This is a genomic window from Dyadobacter psychrotolerans (assembly GCF_004349265.1).
Taxonomy (GTDB): Bacteria; Bacteroidota; Bacteroidia; order Cytophagales; family Spirosomataceae; genus Dyadobacter; species Dyadobacter psychrotolerans.
This window is the reverse complement of record NZ_SMFL01000006.1, coordinates 71201-87634: the sequence shown is the minus strand read 5'-3', so window position 1 is coordinate 87634 and position 16434 is coordinate 71201. Positions and strand designations below refer to the sequence as shown.

Annotated in this window: 13 protein-coding genes; 6 read left to right on the top strand and 7 right to left on the bottom strand. The window is 42.3% G+C overall.

The features are described 5' to 3' along the window. Nucleotides 1-3 precede the first annotated feature (3 nt). Genes E0F88_RS17370 through E0F88_RS17345 form a run of 6 tightly spaced genes read left to right on the top strand, consistent with a single transcriptional unit; the run spans nucleotide 4 to nucleotide 5411 of the window. Complete coding sequence (locus E0F88_RS17370; protein WP_220466325.1) at nucleotides 4-315, top strand: DUF2089 family protein; 312 nt, start codon at nucleotides 4-6, stop codon at nucleotides 313-315. Then, nucleotides 308-874, top strand: coding sequence for a hypothetical protein (locus E0F88_RS17365; RefSeq protein WP_131959549.1), 567 nt, complete (start codon nucleotides 308-310; stop codon nucleotides 872-874). The genes E0F88_RS17370 and E0F88_RS17365 overlap by 8 nt, the downstream gene beginning before the upstream one ends. Then, nucleotides 871-2259, top strand: coding sequence for an alpha/beta hydrolase family protein (locus E0F88_RS17360; RefSeq protein ID WP_131959548.1), 1389 nt, complete (start codon nucleotides 871-873; stop codon nucleotides 2257-2259). The genes E0F88_RS17365 and E0F88_RS17360 overlap by 4 nt, the downstream gene beginning before the upstream one ends. Nucleotides 2260-2287: 28 nt before the next feature. Continuing rightward, the gene (locus tag E0F88_RS17355; RefSeq protein ID WP_131959547.1) at nucleotides 2288-3016 is read left to right on the top strand and encodes a DUF3784 domain-containing protein; all 729 of its coding nucleotides are present in this window, start codon (nucleotides 2288-2290) and stop codon (nucleotides 3014-3016) included. 44 nt (nucleotides 3017-3060) lie between these two features. Then, on the top strand, nucleotides 3061-3861 hold the full coding sequence (locus E0F88_RS17350) for a hypothetical protein (protein ID WP_131959546.1): 801 nt from the start codon (nucleotides 3061-3063) through the stop codon (nucleotides 3859-3861). An 8-nt stretch (nucleotides 3862-3869) separates the two neighbouring features. After that, nucleotides 3870-5411, top strand: coding sequence for an alkaline phosphatase family protein (locus E0F88_RS17345; protein WP_131959545.1), 1542 nt, complete (start codon nucleotides 3870-3872; stop codon nucleotides 5409-5411). 222 nt (nucleotides 5412-5633) lie between these two features. Here E0F88_RS17345 and E0F88_RS17340 read toward each other — a convergent pair whose 3' ends face one another. The 7 genes from E0F88_RS17340 to E0F88_RS17310 form a co-directional block, all read right to left on the bottom strand. Continuing rightward, on the bottom strand, nucleotides 5634-7112 hold the full coding sequence (locus E0F88_RS17340; RefSeq protein ID WP_131959544.1) for a tagaturonate reductase: 1479 nt from the start codon (nucleotides 7110-7112) through the stop codon (nucleotides 5634-5636). A gap of 378 nt (nucleotides 7113-7490) precedes the next feature. Beyond that, complete coding sequence (lon, locus tag E0F88_RS17335; protein ID WP_131959543.1) at nucleotides 7491-10007, bottom strand: endopeptidase La; 2517 nt, start codon at nucleotides 10005-10007, stop codon at nucleotides 7491-7493. A gap of 128 nt (nucleotides 10008-10135) precedes the next feature. Beyond that, nucleotides 10136-10696 (bottom strand): DUF6702 family protein, encoded by a 561-nt coding sequence (locus E0F88_RS17330; protein WP_131959542.1) that lies wholly within the window; start codon nucleotides 10694-10696, stop codon nucleotides 10136-10138. 1 nt (nucleotide 10697) lies between these two features. Beyond that, complete coding sequence (gene rseP / locus E0F88_RS17325) at nucleotides 10698-12017, bottom strand: RIP metalloprotease RseP (protein WP_131959829.1); 1320 nt, start codon at nucleotides 12015-12017, stop codon at nucleotides 10698-10700. Nucleotides 12018-12310: 293 nt separating this feature from the next. Continuing rightward, nucleotides 12311-14137: a MutS family DNA mismatch repair protein gene (locus E0F88_RS17320; RefSeq protein WP_131959541.1), complete on the bottom strand. Its 1827-nt coding sequence runs from the start codon at nucleotides 14135-14137 to the stop codon at nucleotides 12311-12313. Beyond that, nucleotides 14137-15948, bottom strand: a complete 1812-nt coding sequence (locus tag E0F88_RS17315) for an ABC transporter ATP-binding protein (RefSeq protein ID WP_131959540.1) — start codon at nucleotides 15946-15948, stop codon at nucleotides 14137-14139. Before E0F88_RS17315 ends, E0F88_RS17320 begins: the two co-directional genes overlap by 1 nt. 287 nt (nucleotides 15949-16235) lie before the next feature. Next, on the bottom strand, nucleotides 16236-16412 hold the full coding sequence (locus E0F88_RS17310) for a nucleotidyltransferase substrate binding protein (protein ID WP_229213804.1): 177 nt from the start codon (nucleotides 16410-16412) through the stop codon (nucleotides 16236-16238). Between the last annotated feature and the right edge of the window lie 22 nt (nucleotides 16413-16434).

The window sequence follows — 16434 nt, the reverse complement described above, 5'->3', positions numbered from 1 at the left end:
TTTATGTTTAATAATATTAAATATCTGTTGTTTATTGTGAATAATGTAACGAAAAAACTTCCCTATTTTTGCCCCGCTTGTGAAGCAGCGCTCAAGGTTACCAGCCTGGGTTGTGAAGCATGCGGAACAGCTGTCTCCGGCAAGTTTGATCTGCCTGTATTGGCAAAAATGTCTTCCGAGGACCAGCAGTTTATACTTAGTTTTATAAAAAGCAGCGGCAGTCTGAAAGAGATGGCTCAAAAGCTAAGCCTTAGTTATCCGACGGTTCGTAATATGCTTGATGACCTCATTTTAAAAATCAGCAAGGATGAATAACCCGAAATCCGCAAATCTGAGTAAATGGCTTTTTAATCCCTTCATTTACATAGCCGGGGAACAGGCGCTCTTAATCGGCTGGGCTGCTATGCTGGCTGCATCTGTTGTTTCATATTTTAGTAAAACACATTTTGACGGTGCTATTGATATTCATTTTGGTGCCTCAGGCAAATATCTTTGGTTTTTAGGCGAGCAATTTATCGCCTGGTTTAGTGTAGTTGCTGTATTTTATCCGGTAGGGTTAATTTTCTCAAAATCCAGAATCCGCCTGATTGATGTGGCAGGAACGATGGCTATGGCCAGGATCATTACTTTGCCAGTTGCTTTGATGGGATTCTTGCCTATTTATCCGGTAAGCCTGGACAATCCGGTAAAGCTCCTTTTAAGTGCTGTATTTACCATGATACCCGCAATCTGGATGATTGCACTGATGTTCAACGCATTTTCTATTTCTACAAATATCAAGCAGGGAAAGGCGGTTGCCTGTTTTACCGGCGGACTTCTGGCTGCGGAAATACTTTCAAAGGTGCTCATTTTTTATCTGTTTCAATTTTTATGAAAAAACATTTTCTTATCCTCTTTATCGCTTTGAGTGCGGTGTCTGTTTCAGCACAACAGATGCAGGGAATTTGGGCTGGTTCGTTAAAAATACCGGGCGGACAGGTTGACATTATTTTTAATATTAGTCAGGAAGCGAACGTATACCAGGCGACTATGGACATTCCGGCGCAGGGTGCGAAAGGCATCAGGGCAAGTTCAGTTGCTCAGGATGGCAAACGCATTACCATCAACCTGGATGCTATAAAGGTTGTTTATGCAGGAGAGATGGTGAGTGATAGTCTGGTTAACGGAGAGTGGCAGCAAAGCGGAATGAAATTGCCTCTTAATCTTGCCAGAACAGATGCAGCAAAAGCGGGCCCCAATCGTCCGCAAACACCCAAATCACCATTTCCTTATGAGGCAAAGGAAGTTTCTTTTGAAAATAAAAAGTCAGGAATAAAATTGGCCGGTACGCTGACTGTGCCGCGAGGGAACGGGACTTTTCCTGCTGTAATTCTTGTAAGCGGCTCCGGACCGCAAAACCGGGACTCGGAAATTTTTGGTCATAAATCTTTTGCTGTTATAGCTGATTATCTGACCAGAAACGGAATTGCTGTTTTGCGTTATGACGACAGGGGTGTGGGGCAGTCGGGCGGTGCTTTTTCCAAAGCACTGACTTACGATTTTGCGGAGGATGCTGCGGCTGCTTTGGAATATTTAAGGGCAGAACAAAAAATGAATCCTAAAAAAGTTGGTTTAATCGGACACAGCGAAGGCGGACTGGTCGGGCCGATTGTAGCTTCCGGAAACAGCAGTCCTGATTTTCTGGTGTTATTAGCTGCACCAGCAATGGAAATCGATGAATTGATGCTGGAACAGGCAAGGCTGATCGGCGAAAAGTCGGGTGCGTCCGCAGATAACCTCAAATTACAGGCAGAAACAAACGCCAAAGCTTTTGCCCTTCTTAAAAACGGGCCGGTTACCGACAGTACTTTAAAGAAAATAGAAGACGTTTTTGTTGGACAGCTGACAGCCTTATCAAAAGGAAGCGCAACTGAAACCGCAATCAGACAGCAGGCAAAGCAGATTATGAAAACTTTCAATCCCTGGTTTATTGGCTTTATGAATTTGAAACCAAAAGAATATCTGGGAAAAGTAACCGGGCCGGTTTTAGCGCTAAATGGCTCAAAGGATCTACAGGTACCGCCAAAGCAAAACCTGGAAGTCATGCGCAACATTCTGGGCAAAAATCCAAAAGTTCAATTGACGGCCATGGAGCTGCCGGATCTTAACCATCTCTTCCAAACCGCTAACACGGGTAACGTGTCTGAGTACGGGCAGATTGAAGAAACCTTTTCGCCAACCGCTTTAAAAATTATTTCTGACTGGATTTTAATGAGGTAGCCGGGTTCAAAAGTTAATTTGGAATAAAATGATATACGTAGCCTTTTTTCTGTCACTGGTTTTTTACTCACTGGGTTTTATTGTAACCAAAAACAACGCGAAGTACATTTTGTCGGGTTACAATACGATGTCGGAAACCGAAAGGGCTAAAATAGATATTGATTCCTATCTGAGATTTTTCAAGCGATTTCACATTTTCCTGGGCATTTCTCTTTTTGTCGGAACGGTGCTTATTGGTTTTTTTAATAACAACCGGGCCAGCATGTTCATGACCACTTATCCGTTAATTGCCTATGCCTGGATGGTGTTTCAAGGGAAGTCATTCTACAAAGGCTCATCCAGCCAGATGGTTATTTCCTATTTCGTCGGAGGCATTTTACTCATCATCGCAGCAGTTATAGGCTTTCAGGGATCACAGGATTATAAGAGCAGCGAATTAGTACTGACCAAAGATCTGCTTGAAATTAAAGGTTCTTTTGGTTTAAAAATCAGAAAGGACGATATTTTGAATCAGGCTCTGGTAAATGAACTGCCTGAAATGTCTGGCTCATTTAATAAAATAAATGGTTTCGCAGGTGGTGACTATGCCAAAGGATCATTTAAAGTAAAAGGAGGAAAGGTTGTCAGACTTTATGTAAATAAAAAAGTAGCGCCTGTTCTCTGGTTAAACACTTCAAAAGGAGATATTTACTACAATGCAGATGAAGTCAGTATGTCAGAACTTAACACAAAAATAATGCGGTGGCGTGGCCTTTAATTTCCTATTTTTAGTCATTAAATTGACTCTTATAGAATTAAACCATGACGCATCCCAGACTGCTTATATTTGTATACTTCTCCTTTTTTCTGTCTGTCAGTAGTATCGCCCAGCAGGTCACTGAACTTCACAAATTCCAACTTCCTGAGGCAAAGCAGGCGGTGGCCGTTGATGGGAATTTCTTTTATGTGATCAATAACAGTACCATTCAAAAGTATACGAAAACAGATGGCAAGCTGGTAAGTTCCTGGGACGGAGCCAAACAAGGCATTAAACATCTCAACAGCGGTCTGGTATCGAATGGCAAACTATACTGCGCCAATTCCAATTATCCGGAAATTCCGATGGCGAGTTCAGTAGAAATCTTCGATACCAAAACTTTACTGCATATCGGTAACCACAGTTTTGGCATTGCAGAGCACGGTTCGCTGACCTGGATGGACGAAAAAGATGGTTTCTGGTATATCGGTTTTGCACATTATGGCGGAAAGGAAGCAAGTGAAGGACGGGATGTGCGCTGGACGTCGCTCGTAAAATATACCAAAGCGTGGCAGCAGGTTGAATCCTGGATATTTCCAAAAAATATTGTTGCGCTTTTTACACCTAAAAGCAATTCCGGAGGGGCGTGGGGTAATGACGGATTACTTTATCTGACAGGCCACGACAAACCCGAATTATATGTCATGAAGATTCCGACATCCGGATACACGCTTGAACATGTAAAAACAATTCCTGTCGGGATGCATGGTCAGGGTATTGCCATTGACCGCTCAGTAAAAACAAAGCTCGTGATTTATGGTATTGACAGAGAAACAAATTCAGTCATTGTGGATGAAATCAGGTAACTATTTATATGAAGAAAAATAAGATTTACCAGCTGTTTTTTTTATTGCTGTTCTGGAATATTAATCCTACATCAGCGCAGGAAAAGGGTAGTATTTTAAAGTATAAAAACAAAACGCTCATTGTTTTCTTCGACGGTTTACGTCCGGATTATATTACCAGGGAGCAGATGCCCAATTTGTTTGCTTTCAGGCAGGACGCAAGTTTTGGTTCACAACATCATAGTGTCTTTCCAACTGTTACAAGAGTAAATTCTGCTTCTTACGCAACTGGATCCTATCCGGGTACACATGGAATTTTAGGGAACACCGTTTATTTTCCGGAAGTAAATAAAAATAAAGCAATCGGGACAGGTTATGGTGATTTAAACAAGGCTTCTGAGGTGATAGCCGGACCGTTGCTGACCGCAGTTTCACTGGGTGAAATTCTGGAAAAAGCAGGAGAACGAATGATGGTTTTCAGTTCGGGAACAACAGGGCAGGCATTTTTGCAAAATTATAAAGTGAACGGGGCAATTATTAATCCCGGTCTTATTTTGCCTGAAAGCCTTAAATCTGACGTAATAAGGGAAGTCGGTCCATTACCTGAAGACAGCGAACATGATGATAATGCCAGGCATGAATGGGTTACAGATGCGCTTCTGAAATACGGAATAACAAAGGATGGTCCGCTGGTAAGTGCGATCTGGCTGTCAGATCCGGATGGAGCGGCGCATGACCACGGCATGGGATCTGATGAAGCAGTGGCATCTATAAAGTTTGTCGACGGCCAGTTTGGGAGAATTTTGAAAGCTCTGGAAAGCAGTGGTTTGGCAGATCAGTTTAACATCATTATTTCCACGGACCATGGTTTTGTCACACATGCCGGAAAAATTAATTTAACTGATTTTTTAATCAAAGAAGGATTTAAAAAAAATAAAGATTCGGATGATGTCGTAGTTGCCGAAGGGTCTGTGTATGTGAAAGATCATGATAAAAATATAATTCAAAATATCGTGTCTGCTTTACACAAGCAGGAATGGGTCGGAGCCATTTTTGCAAAACCAGGAAAGACAGCAGATACCGAGGGTTGGGTAAAAGGGACGCTTTCTTTTGATATCATTCATTTTAATCATCGCCGTTCGGGAGACATTCTGGTTGCGCCCAATTGGGATGACAGAAAAAATATGAAGGGCTACGCAGGAACTGATTTTTCGGTAGGTGTTGCCGGGCATGGAGGATCAAGTCCCTATGAAGTAAATATTGCACTTTTTGCAAAAGGGCCGGATTTCAAAAAGTCATTCAAAACTGATTTGCCAACATCGAATGTCGATATTGTTCCTACAATTTTAGGATTGTACCAATTACCTCTTCCGTCAGCAATGGATGGAAGGGCAATCTCAGAAATTTTGATAAAAAAGGATAAACGTAAGCCTGCTCAGACTGAAAAAAAAGTTGTAGAAACAGAAGTTAAATATCGGTGGGGGACATATAAGCTTATGCTTGAATTGTCTGTTCTGGGGAAATATAGCTATGTTGATTTTACGAAGGTAAGCAGGATTATGGCACCGTGATGAATCACAACTATACTTAACCCCAGGCTTCAGCCTGGGGCATTCGGACGTAAATATCCTACGGCTTTAGCCATAAATGTAGCCAGTCCTTCTGACGACGCTGATTAACTTTGGCTAAAGCCGTTACGTATGCTGATTTGACTACTACCCCAGGCTCAAGCCTGGGGTTAGTTCAGTTACAGGTTAGATTATAGCAGCTTCCCGAGGATGGTGATGGTTTGTTCATTCCGTAATAAGCGGAACAGTCATATTTTCTTTGACTGCGTCTTCAAAACCAGGAAGTAAAGTAAGGTCAGCTCCCCACAAAGCAGCATCTTCTAAAACCTGATGTGCCAGGTCAAGCGGAGAAGCGGCATTTTTCCATTTCTCATCAAAATACGCAGCGGAATCACAGCGGATTGGATAGAGCTGTCCGTTGCGGTCACCATAAAACCCGCCGTCCTTATGGAGGATCGGTTTCATAAATTGCAGGAATGCCGCGAAGCCTTTTGCAAAAAGCTCAGGTACAGCATCTGTTTTTTCGTAATGACTTAAAAGTGTTGGTATATTCCGCATTTTCATTTTTGCGGTGTATTGTACGGTAATATCGATAAGCTGGTGACGGATAAAAGGGTTCCTGAAACGATCCAGAACCGTGTTTCCGAATTCTTCTGCCACGCTTAAATTCAATTCGTAAGGAATGGCGGGTGCCAGTTCTTTTAACATGACGCCGGCAATGTAATCCGATGTTTCCTGGTTTTCCATAGCTTCACGAACGGTATCAAGTCCGTGTAGGTAGGAAAGCCCGGAAGCCAGGGTATGTGTTCCGTTAAGCAGACGAAGCTTTAATTCACGGAAAAGATCAATGTTCGGAGCAATGACAACACCTTTGTCGGCTGGCGCAAAGCTTAATACAGAACTTACCTTTTCGCCACCCTGAATGGCCCAAAGGCTGTAAACTTCTGAAACGATCAGGATGTCATCTTTAAATCCTTGCCTTTCTGTTAATTCAGAAACGGTTTCGGCGTCCGGTTTTCCTGGAACGATCCTATCAACCAAAGAGTTGCAAAACTCATTACTGAACTCCAGCCATTCTGTGAAAGCCTTGCCCAGGTTATGGCGTTCAGCCTGTTCAAAAACGATATCACGAAGTTTGTCGCCGTTGCCAACGATGAGTTCTGTCGGAACAATAACCATTCCTGATTCTGCCGAACCATGGAAAGTTTTGAATCGCTCGTAAAGATAGGCAGTCAGTTTTCCTGGAAAAGAAGTGGGTGGTGTAGCGGAGATATCATCATCCACAAGTTGGATACCTACTTCGGTTGTATTGGAAATGGCAATTTTAATCTCCGGATTACGCGCGCATTCCAGGATCTCAGCCCAGCTATTAGCAGCGGCAAGTGTCCGGCTAATAGCAGTGTTGATAACGATGTCATCAATCTGATTACCATTTTCAATACCGCGTATACTATGGGAAAACACATTTGTTTGCTCTGAAAACGCATCGGTTCCGCCGGTATTGGTCGATTTTACAACCACGATCCTGCCGTTAAAAATCCCCTGCAGGTTTGCTTTGTTTACAAAAAAATCAGGCAAACCACGAAGAAGGACCCCGGTACCGAATTGTATAATTTTTTCTGGTAATGCAAGTAGTTTTGTATGGTCCGGCAATAAGTCAGGACGCTGATCCAGAAGTTCCGGAGAAAGTTGTGGTAAGGACATTTGGGTGTGTTTCTTGTTTGTTGATAATGACGCAAGTTTTAAAAGAGGACCCTTAACAGAACATGATTCGGTTTATTGCTTCAATATCGATTTAAGTGGTGATGCCCGGTAAGGGCATCCTGTTTATAGAAAATGAGGTTTTTTTAGTGGGCCTACACTCCGCAGGAGTTTCCTACATTAAAAAATTAGGAATTTGTTTTTAGGAGGCTCAGAAGGAGCCGGAGATTCAATTTCGTAAATTGGTTCTATAAACAGGGGGCTCTTCGCGGAGCCAAATTCAATTGTTGATTCTATGACCTGAACCTGTCTGGAAACTCGAAAAAATGGTCCGATGATTTGCACCACCGGACCGTCTTAGATATCAATTCTTAAAATCGATTAAACATTCAGCGTAACGAATCCACTTTCTTCTTTTTCCTTTTCTTCTTTTGGAAAAACAAAATGAATTGGGTTTTTTACTGTTTCAGGTAAAAGTGCGATCGCAAGAACTTCATCGATCTGATCCACATAATGGAAGGTCAGATCTTTAATATAGTTCGCCGGTACTTCTTCAATATCCTTACGATTCTTTTTGCAAAGAATAATTTCCCTTACTCCTGCGCGACGTGCTGCAAGAATTTTTTCTTTAACACCACCAACCGGAAGTACTTTTCCTCTCAGCGTAATCTCACCAGTCATTGCAATGTATGGTTTGATTCGTCTCTGTGTAAAGATGGAAGCCATGGATGTAACCATTGTAACACCAGCAGACGGGCCATCCTTCGGCACAGCACCAGCCGGAACGTGTACGTGCAGATCGTAATGATTAAACACCCTGTAATCGATTCCAAGACGGTCAGCATTGGCTTTCAGGTAAGAAAGTGCTGCAACAGCTGATTCTTTCATGACATCACCCAATTGACCTGATAAAGTCAATCCACCTTTTCCGCGACTTAGACTGGTTTCAATGAATAATATTTCACCCCCAACCGAAGTCCAGGCAAGACCAGTTACAACACCTGCGAAGTCATTGTCCTGATAAAGATCTTTATCAAAAATCTCAGCGCCCAGATATTTTTCAATCTGTTCTGCCTTAATCGTTTTTGGATATTCCTGATCCATTGCTACTGACTTGGCAATTTTCCGCACCACAGCACCAACCTTTTGTTCCAGATTACGAACACCGGACTCACGGGTATATCCTTCAATAATTTTAACCAGAGCAGCATCGTCAATTTTCACATCGGTTGCTTTTAGTCCGTGATCTTTCCTCTGTTTTGGAACCAGGTATCTTTTGGCAATCTGTAATTTTTCTTCAATTGTATAACCTGTCATTTCGATAATCTCCATACGGTCACGAAGAGCCGGATGGATCGTATCCAGTGAATTTGCGGTTGCTACAAAAAGAACACGGGATAAGTCGTATTCAACTTCCAGGTAATTGTCAGTAAATGAAGAATTTTGTTCGGGATCCAATACTTCCAGCAAAGCAGAAGAAGGATCGCCGCGGTAATCTGAACTTACCTTATCGATTTCATCCAGGATAAAAACAGGATTCGCAGAACCAGCTTTTTTAATATTCTGAATGATTTTGCCCGGCATGGCACCAATGTAGGTTTTACGGTGACCGCGTATTTCAGCTTCATCGTGAACCCCGCCTAATGCCATACGAATGTATTCGCGGTTCAATGCTTTTGCGATAGATTTTCCCAGTGAAGTTTTTCCAACCCCGGGAGGTCCATACAAACAAAGAATCGGTGCTTTTAGATTTCCTTTCAGTTTTAGAACGGCCAGATATTCAATGATCCGTTCCTTCACTTTTTCAAGGCCGAAATGGTCGGAATCCAGAATTTTTTGAGCTCTTACAAGATCAAAATTGTCTTTCGTATATTGTCCCCATGGCAAATCAACCAGAGTTTCAAGGTAATTCATGGTTACAGGATACTCCGGAGCCATTGGATTGATACGCTGTAATTTTGCAAGCTCCTTATCAAAATGGCTGCGAACAGAATCCGTCCATTTTTTCTGGCTTGCTTTCAGACGGATTTCGTCCATATCGCGTTCCGGGCTATCCATTCCCAGCTCATCATGCAAAACCTTAATTTGCTGACGCAGAAAATAATCCCGCTGCTGCTGGTCAATATCCGAGCTTGCTTTTGACTGTATTTCCCTTTTTAGTTCAAGCATTTCAATCTCCCGCATCATGTACTGAAGGAGAAGTGTAGCTTGCTTGTGACCATTTTTCTCTTCCAGAAGTTTCTGTTTATCAGCAACTTCTACGTTGATGTTTGAAGAAAGGAAATGGATCAGGAATACCGGGCTTTCGATATTATCAAGTGCAATGCGTGCTTCTTGAGGAATTTCAGGGTTCAGCCGCATTATTTTGTGCGCACCGTCACGAAGCGACTGCAGCAATGCTTTCGATTCTTTTTTGGTAGGCGCTACAAAAGTATCTTCAATTGCCTGAACGGAGGCCGTGATATAGGGATCTTCACTGATAATAGATTTGATCTCAAAACGCTGTCTGCCCTGAACAATGATCGTTACATTACCATCTGGCAAAGTGATCATTTTCAGGATCTGTGCTACGGTTCCTACGCTGTATAAATCATCTGCCGTGGGATCTTCCTTATTGGGTTTTTCCTGGGTTACAGCACCTAAAATCCGAAGATTGATGTCAGAGTTGCGATATATTTTTTTAACAAGGCGGATTGCTTTCTGGCGGACTACGGTGACCGGAATCACCATGCCGGGGAAAAGAACGGTTTGCCTTATCGGTAATATGGCTAGTTCACCAGGTAATTCAAAAGGCTCATCGGATCCGTCAGGACCTCCGAGAGGGACAATTTCAAGGCTATCCATATCCGAATCGGACATAAGCAGCCGACTATATAAGTCAGAAGGTTCAAATTTCATAGGCGGTCTGTCAAAATGACAGAAAATCTTTTCCCAATATATAAATAATGACTTTCAAAAGAAAGGGAGTATAAAACAAAATAGCCATGCCATGGTTCATTATGTCAGGCTTCGGAAAGGTAAAACAATTATAAGGACTGCACAAGTTGTCCTTTTTTGAAAAGAAAGGTTTTTTTATCAGAAGTGTATTTCAAATTTGTCATATTGACCTGATCCTCAAAAGCTTCGGATAAAATACTGTTCTGTAATTTACATCCATCCAGGGTAGTCTGAAAAGGAATTTCGAGATAAACCCATGTTGCGTCTTCCTCCTGTTCTTTTCCGATGTAACGCAATGCTGCAACTTTTTTTAAATGATCGGTTAGCAGAAAGTTTTTACGAATGTAACGTTCGATAAACGGGTCATTCTGGTCATTGTTTTTTATCAAAAACCGCTTGTTCCCGTTATCTGCTGCCAGCCCTTTTTCAAGGTCATCGGTAAAGATTCTGATGCTGATTTCAAAAGTTTTGATTGCAGGATTATACTGCATCTGCGTTACACTCACGTGGTATTCGTGCTTTGGACTTGCTGAAAAGAATAGTAGTGAAGAGAGGAGAATGGAGGAAAGGACAAGCCCAAATCTAGCTTTTTTCTGAGCCATTAAATAGAAGTTTTCCCATCCTCCTTCCTCCCTCTTTCCCTTGTCCATTTTAAAATATAACTTTCCAGACATCATTAAAGATTGCAAATGCCATCAGTCCAAGCAGTAATACCATACCCACTTTTTGTGCATTTTCAAGAAAAGCATCCGAAGGCTTTCTGCCTGAAATGATCTCATATGAAAGAATTACTGCATGCCCGCCATCCAAAGCAGGAATTGGCAGAGCGTTCATAAATGCAAGAACCATGGAAAGAAGCCCGGTTAGACGCCAGAAGTTTTCCCAGTCCCAGACACCGCCAAACATGCGTGCAATACCGATTGGACCGCTGAGTGCTTTTGATGCGGAAACCTCGCGGCGGAAAATTTTTCCAAAACCTTTTATGTTGTTATAAACCACACCAAAAGCATCTGCTGTACCTTCTTTGACAGCTTCCGGGAATGTATAATTGATTGTTGTAAAATTCAAGAGTGTCCTGTCGGCTCTTACCCCCACAGTTCCATCCGGAGTAACAGTCATTTTCAGGTCCTGTTTTACGCCGTTGCGTTCAACGCCCAGGTCAATTTGTTTGCCTTTATACTTTGGAACTTCAACCTGAAATTCATCATAGAATTTAACGGGCTTGCCATTGATGGAGACAACCTGATCACCCACTTTCAAACCGGATTCAGCAGCTGGCATATCCGGTACGACTTCTCCCACTTTAAACGGAATACGTGCCTGTACAAAAATTCCTTTTTCTTCAGTGTCCGATAGTCTTTCGATAAAGTCGTTTGGAATATCAATTTCAACTTCTTCGCCATTACGCAAAACGGTGTAGGAACTGTTGCTTCCCAGGAAAACATCAGAGCTTAAAATATCGCTGAAACTGTCGTATGGTTTGCCGTTCACCTTCACGATTTTATCGCCGGTACGTAAACCAATTTCCTGAGCAAGATCACTTGCCACAATTCCGTTTTTGTTTAATTCTTCTCTGGATAAAACCTGTTCTCCGTTTTTATAGGCAAGAAAAACAAAGATAATAATACCAACGATCACGTTGACGATGATACCACCAAGCATAACGATCAAACGCTGCCAGGCTGGCTTCGAGCGGAATTCCCATGGCTGAGGATCTTTGTTCATCGCCTCAGTATCCATCGACTCATCGATCATTCCGGAGATTTTAACAAAACCTCCCAGCGGAATAGCACCGATACCATACTCTGTTTCACCTCTTTGTATACTAAAAATCTTAGGAGGGAAACCTATAAAATATTTTTCAACCCGCATCCCGAACATTTTGGCAGCTGCCATGTGTCCCCATTCATGCAATCCTACCAATAAAGACAAGCCTAAAATAAGCTGTCCTGCCATGATCAGTACTTCCAGGGCCCCCGGCCACCAACTCTGTATTCCTTCCAAAATGGACAATCCCAAAACGAGATGTCCCGCCATCATTACTACCATTCAGTTTATTGTAAGCGTTATTTGTTATTTGTTAAAGACATTCTAAGTTAAGATTTTCATCCTCACGTTATCAACAAACGTAATTCAGAAAGGTAAAGTTACGTAAAACCGCGGATATCATTTGGAGCAGGTGAAATTACGAGCTTATTGATTTAAAAATAAACCTGCAAAACACTGATAAATTGAATGGAAATATTGTTTAAACCTTCAAACAATTAAACAGTTTCCTTCTCCGGTCCGATATCAATTCCCATCATTTTCATCAATTCAGATGCATTAAAACTGCGGCAGATTCCGTGATGCAGTTTATAGTCAAAATGCAGCTGACCGTTTTCCACATCGGAACGGAAATGGAAATTCTGAACATAATTTTCGGTTGCTCCCCATTCACCCAGTTCAAGATCGTGCGTGGAAACGAGCCCGGCTGACCTTTTCGGATGAAGCTGTCTGATTAATGCCTCTGCACCGCGGTGCCGGTCTGCGCTGTTGGTTCCTTTCAGAATTTCATCAAGAAGATAGAATACGGGCGACTGATCAGCTTCGTCTGCCATTTCGAGCAATTGGCGAAGACGTTTCAATTCTGCATAAAACGAAGAAGTATTTTCTTCCAGAGAATCCTGAGTTCGCATACTGCTGAAAACCCTGACTGGCGAGCAGGCAAACTTCGAAGCCGAAACAACCGCGCCAGCCTGAGCAAGTACGATATTGAGCCCGATGGTTCTTAGAAATGTACTTTTTCCTGACATATTTGAGCCTGTTACCAATATAGTTTGGCCCATTCCGTTCATTACAAAGTCATTACTGATTCTTTTTTCTTCGGGAATCAGCGGATGGCCCATGGCTTTTGCTTCAATATTTACACCATTATCCCAGGTTACCTGAGGCACGGTATATTCCGGATTGGCGAAGGCATGTCCTGCCAGGCTGTTCATTGCTTCTGTATCTGCAAGTACTTCCAGCCAGCTATTTAAATGTGCCTGGTGCGCCTGTTTCCATTTTTCAAGTCCTGCCAGACAGTGCAGATCCCAAAGTGTCGGGATGCCTACAAAAAGAGAAAAGAAGATGTTATTGCGATAATCAAGTTTTTCAAAAAGGCTCCCGGCTTGTTTCAGCGCCTTTCCCGAACCTTTAATCAATGCCTTTCTTTCATTCCACCATCTCGAATTGTAAGGTGCAATTTCTGCATTTTCCAATAATTCTGAATAGGCAAGAAGGGTAAAACCCAGAGCTGTTGTCCGGTTTGCGATGGATTGGACAGTTGCTAAAAATCGCCTGATTATGAGTGCGTGCCACACTAAACTTAAAGTAACCACCCAGCCAGGAATAAGTCCTGCCAAGGCAAGAATGCCAATTGCCAAAGTTATAACCGGCCAGAAACGCCATTTCAAAGAGAAAGAAAGTTCATCAGGAAGTTTTTCGGACGACCAGGCACGAAAGGCGCCAACCTGCTGTGCGGCATGCTCATGAAGCAAAGCAGTTGCTTCCCAGTTCTGGATAATGCCGGGATACTTTTTGAAGTTTTCAGAAGCTTCCTGCCGCATCAGAACTTCATCAAGAAGTGCATGATTTTTTAGCCAGCTAGCCAGCTTTTTGCTTCCTTCGGCTGTACGAGTACGGTTGAGTAATCTGTAAAGCGAATATTCTCCGAAAATATCCAGATCCGTAGCATAACCATGATTTTTTTCCTGGTAATGAATTCCTGTATCTGTTCTTTTAAATTTAAAGGAAAGCCTTTCCAGTTCGTCCTCATTAACCGTTTGAATATTACGCTGGAAGTTTCGCTCCCGCTTTGCTGTCTGTTGTTTTTTCATCAAAACAAAAAACAAAACGATAAGCAGCACAAGTGAACCAAGCCAGACAAGACTACCGGTTTTGTTCAGGATAACAATGTTGCCGATTATGGCCACGAAAACGGCAATTCTGGATATGGCAAACCTGTTGAATTTTTCCTGTGCCTGATTTTCCTCCTGGGAAGCTTTATTTAATTCCTGTTCAAAAAAAGCAGCAGAAGCCTTTTTATTTATTTCTTTATTAATTTCCATTAAAGGCTTTCAGCGGTTTCAAATTGAAGTTTAATTAAATTAGCATACAAGCCGTTGTCCATCAGAGAAAGCTGTTGATGCGTGCCTGATTCGGCTATTTGTCCTTCTCTGATGACATAAATCTGATCTACTTTCCGGATTGTTGCCAGCCTGTGGGCAATAACGATTGTTGTCCGGTTTTTCATCAGTTCATCCAACGCAATTTGAACCAGCTTTTCCGATTCTGCATCCAGTGAGCTCGTGGCTTCATCCAGGATCAGTATTTTTGGATCTTTTAAGATAGCCCTTGCAATGGCAATCCGCTGACGCTGGCCTCCTGAAAGCTTGATTCCACGTTCCCCGACAATGGTGTCCATTTTTTCAGGGAATGTGTCAATGAATTCCAATGCATGAGCGCGTTTGGCAGCATCGTAAACTTCCACAGGTGTTGCAGAAGGTTTTCCGTAAAGAATATTTTCCTGGATTGTTCCGCCAAACAGCATCACTTCCTGTGGAACGACGGCAATATTTTTCCTGATTTCCGAAATCCCATACTCGGTTAATGGTTTACCATCAACCAAAATCTGACCAGAATTATAATTATAAAAACGCAGCAGCAACTGAATAATCGTGGATTTTCCCGCTCCGCTGTAACCGACCAAGGCTATTTTTTCTCCTGCTTTGATGTCAAAAGATATTCCTCTCAAAACCGGAAGATCGCTGCGGGAAGGGTAGGAGAAGTGAATATCCTGATAAGTAACATGACCTGTAACCATGGAAGCCGGAACACTCGCCGACTCCTCAATCGTGATTTCGGCAGGTTCTTCCAGTATTTCAAACAGGCGTTCTGATGAACCGACCGTTTTATTGATCTGTGCATACAAGTCACCCATTCCACTTATTGATGCACCAATAAAAGTAGTGTAGAGAATAAAAGTGAACAGATCTGCCAGGTGTATCTCGCCTGATTGTACCAGACCGGCTCCATACCAGACAACACCTGCGATACCTCCGAAAAGTGCGAGAATAACAAATGAAGTAAAACCGCCACGGAACTTTGCTGCGTACAGAGACAGGTCAACCACACGACTCAGAATGGTGGTGTAACGTTTAATCTCCAGATGTTCATTTGTGAATGCCTTCACAACGTTTACTGACTGTAAAGTCTCTTCCGCCACCACATTTGCCGCAGCAAGTTCATCCTGTGCTTTTTTGGATAAACGGCGCATGTAACGCCCGAAGAAGCCTGACGCTACTACCAGCAGCGGGAAGGTAGCAAGCATGAACAAGGTAAGTTTCCAGGAAGTGTAAAAGAGGATAGCGATGCCGACGATCAGCGTGGCTATCTGCCGGAAAAGCTCGGCAACGGTAAACGAAAGCAGACCTTGTAACTGTGAAACGTCGGACGTAATCCGGCTGGTCAGTTCGCCGACACGCTTTTGCTCAAGATACGTTACAGGTAAAGTGATAATTCTGCTGAAGACATCGGTACGAATGTCAAGCATCGATTTTTCACTAACAATAGTAAAAAGATAAATCCGGAAAAAAGAAAATATCGCCTGGAAAATCAGGATTACGAAAAGGAAGAGTGTAACCTGGTTAATGGTATATTTTGATTTCCCGTCCATTACTTCAACAACACTTCCGATGAGTTTGGGAAATGCCAGTGAAGTTGCCGTGGAGAGTACCAGAAAAATCATTCCGGCAATAAACACACCTTTGTAGGGAAGAATGTACCGGAACAGTTTCAGTGTAATTTTTAACCCGTCCCAGCTTATTTTTTTTATTACAAAAGGAGATTTCGCTCCTGTTTTATTATCTGTTTCCGCCATTATAACCAGTAATTCGAATTAGTATTCAGGGGTTTATAACGATGAAATGATATAAACAAATCCCTGACAATCATAACTATGCAGTTACGGTGTCAAAAATACGTAATATTTAATGAGATCGGAGAGATTAATGGATGTGTGGTAAATCCGGGTGGAAATTTGTTTAACACCTGCAGGAATATAATTGCTTTCCAACACGGTCAATGTGTTCAGGAAGGGCTTTATTGCCTATCTGATCATAAATAGATAGGTCAAATAAATAGGGTAAAAGCAAATCATCAAGCTGTTCATCTATTGTCTCTGGATCCCATAATGCTGGTTGTACTTTCATACTCAAGATATTCTTTCATCACATTCCAGGCAAGTTCGTGGGTATATTCAAACCTATAAATCAGCCCTTCTTTTTCCAGATCATTAAAGTTTGCCACGCGGCCAGGATCAGCAGCCTCGTCTAATTTTTTCAAAAGCTTTGTTAAAGTTTGAAAA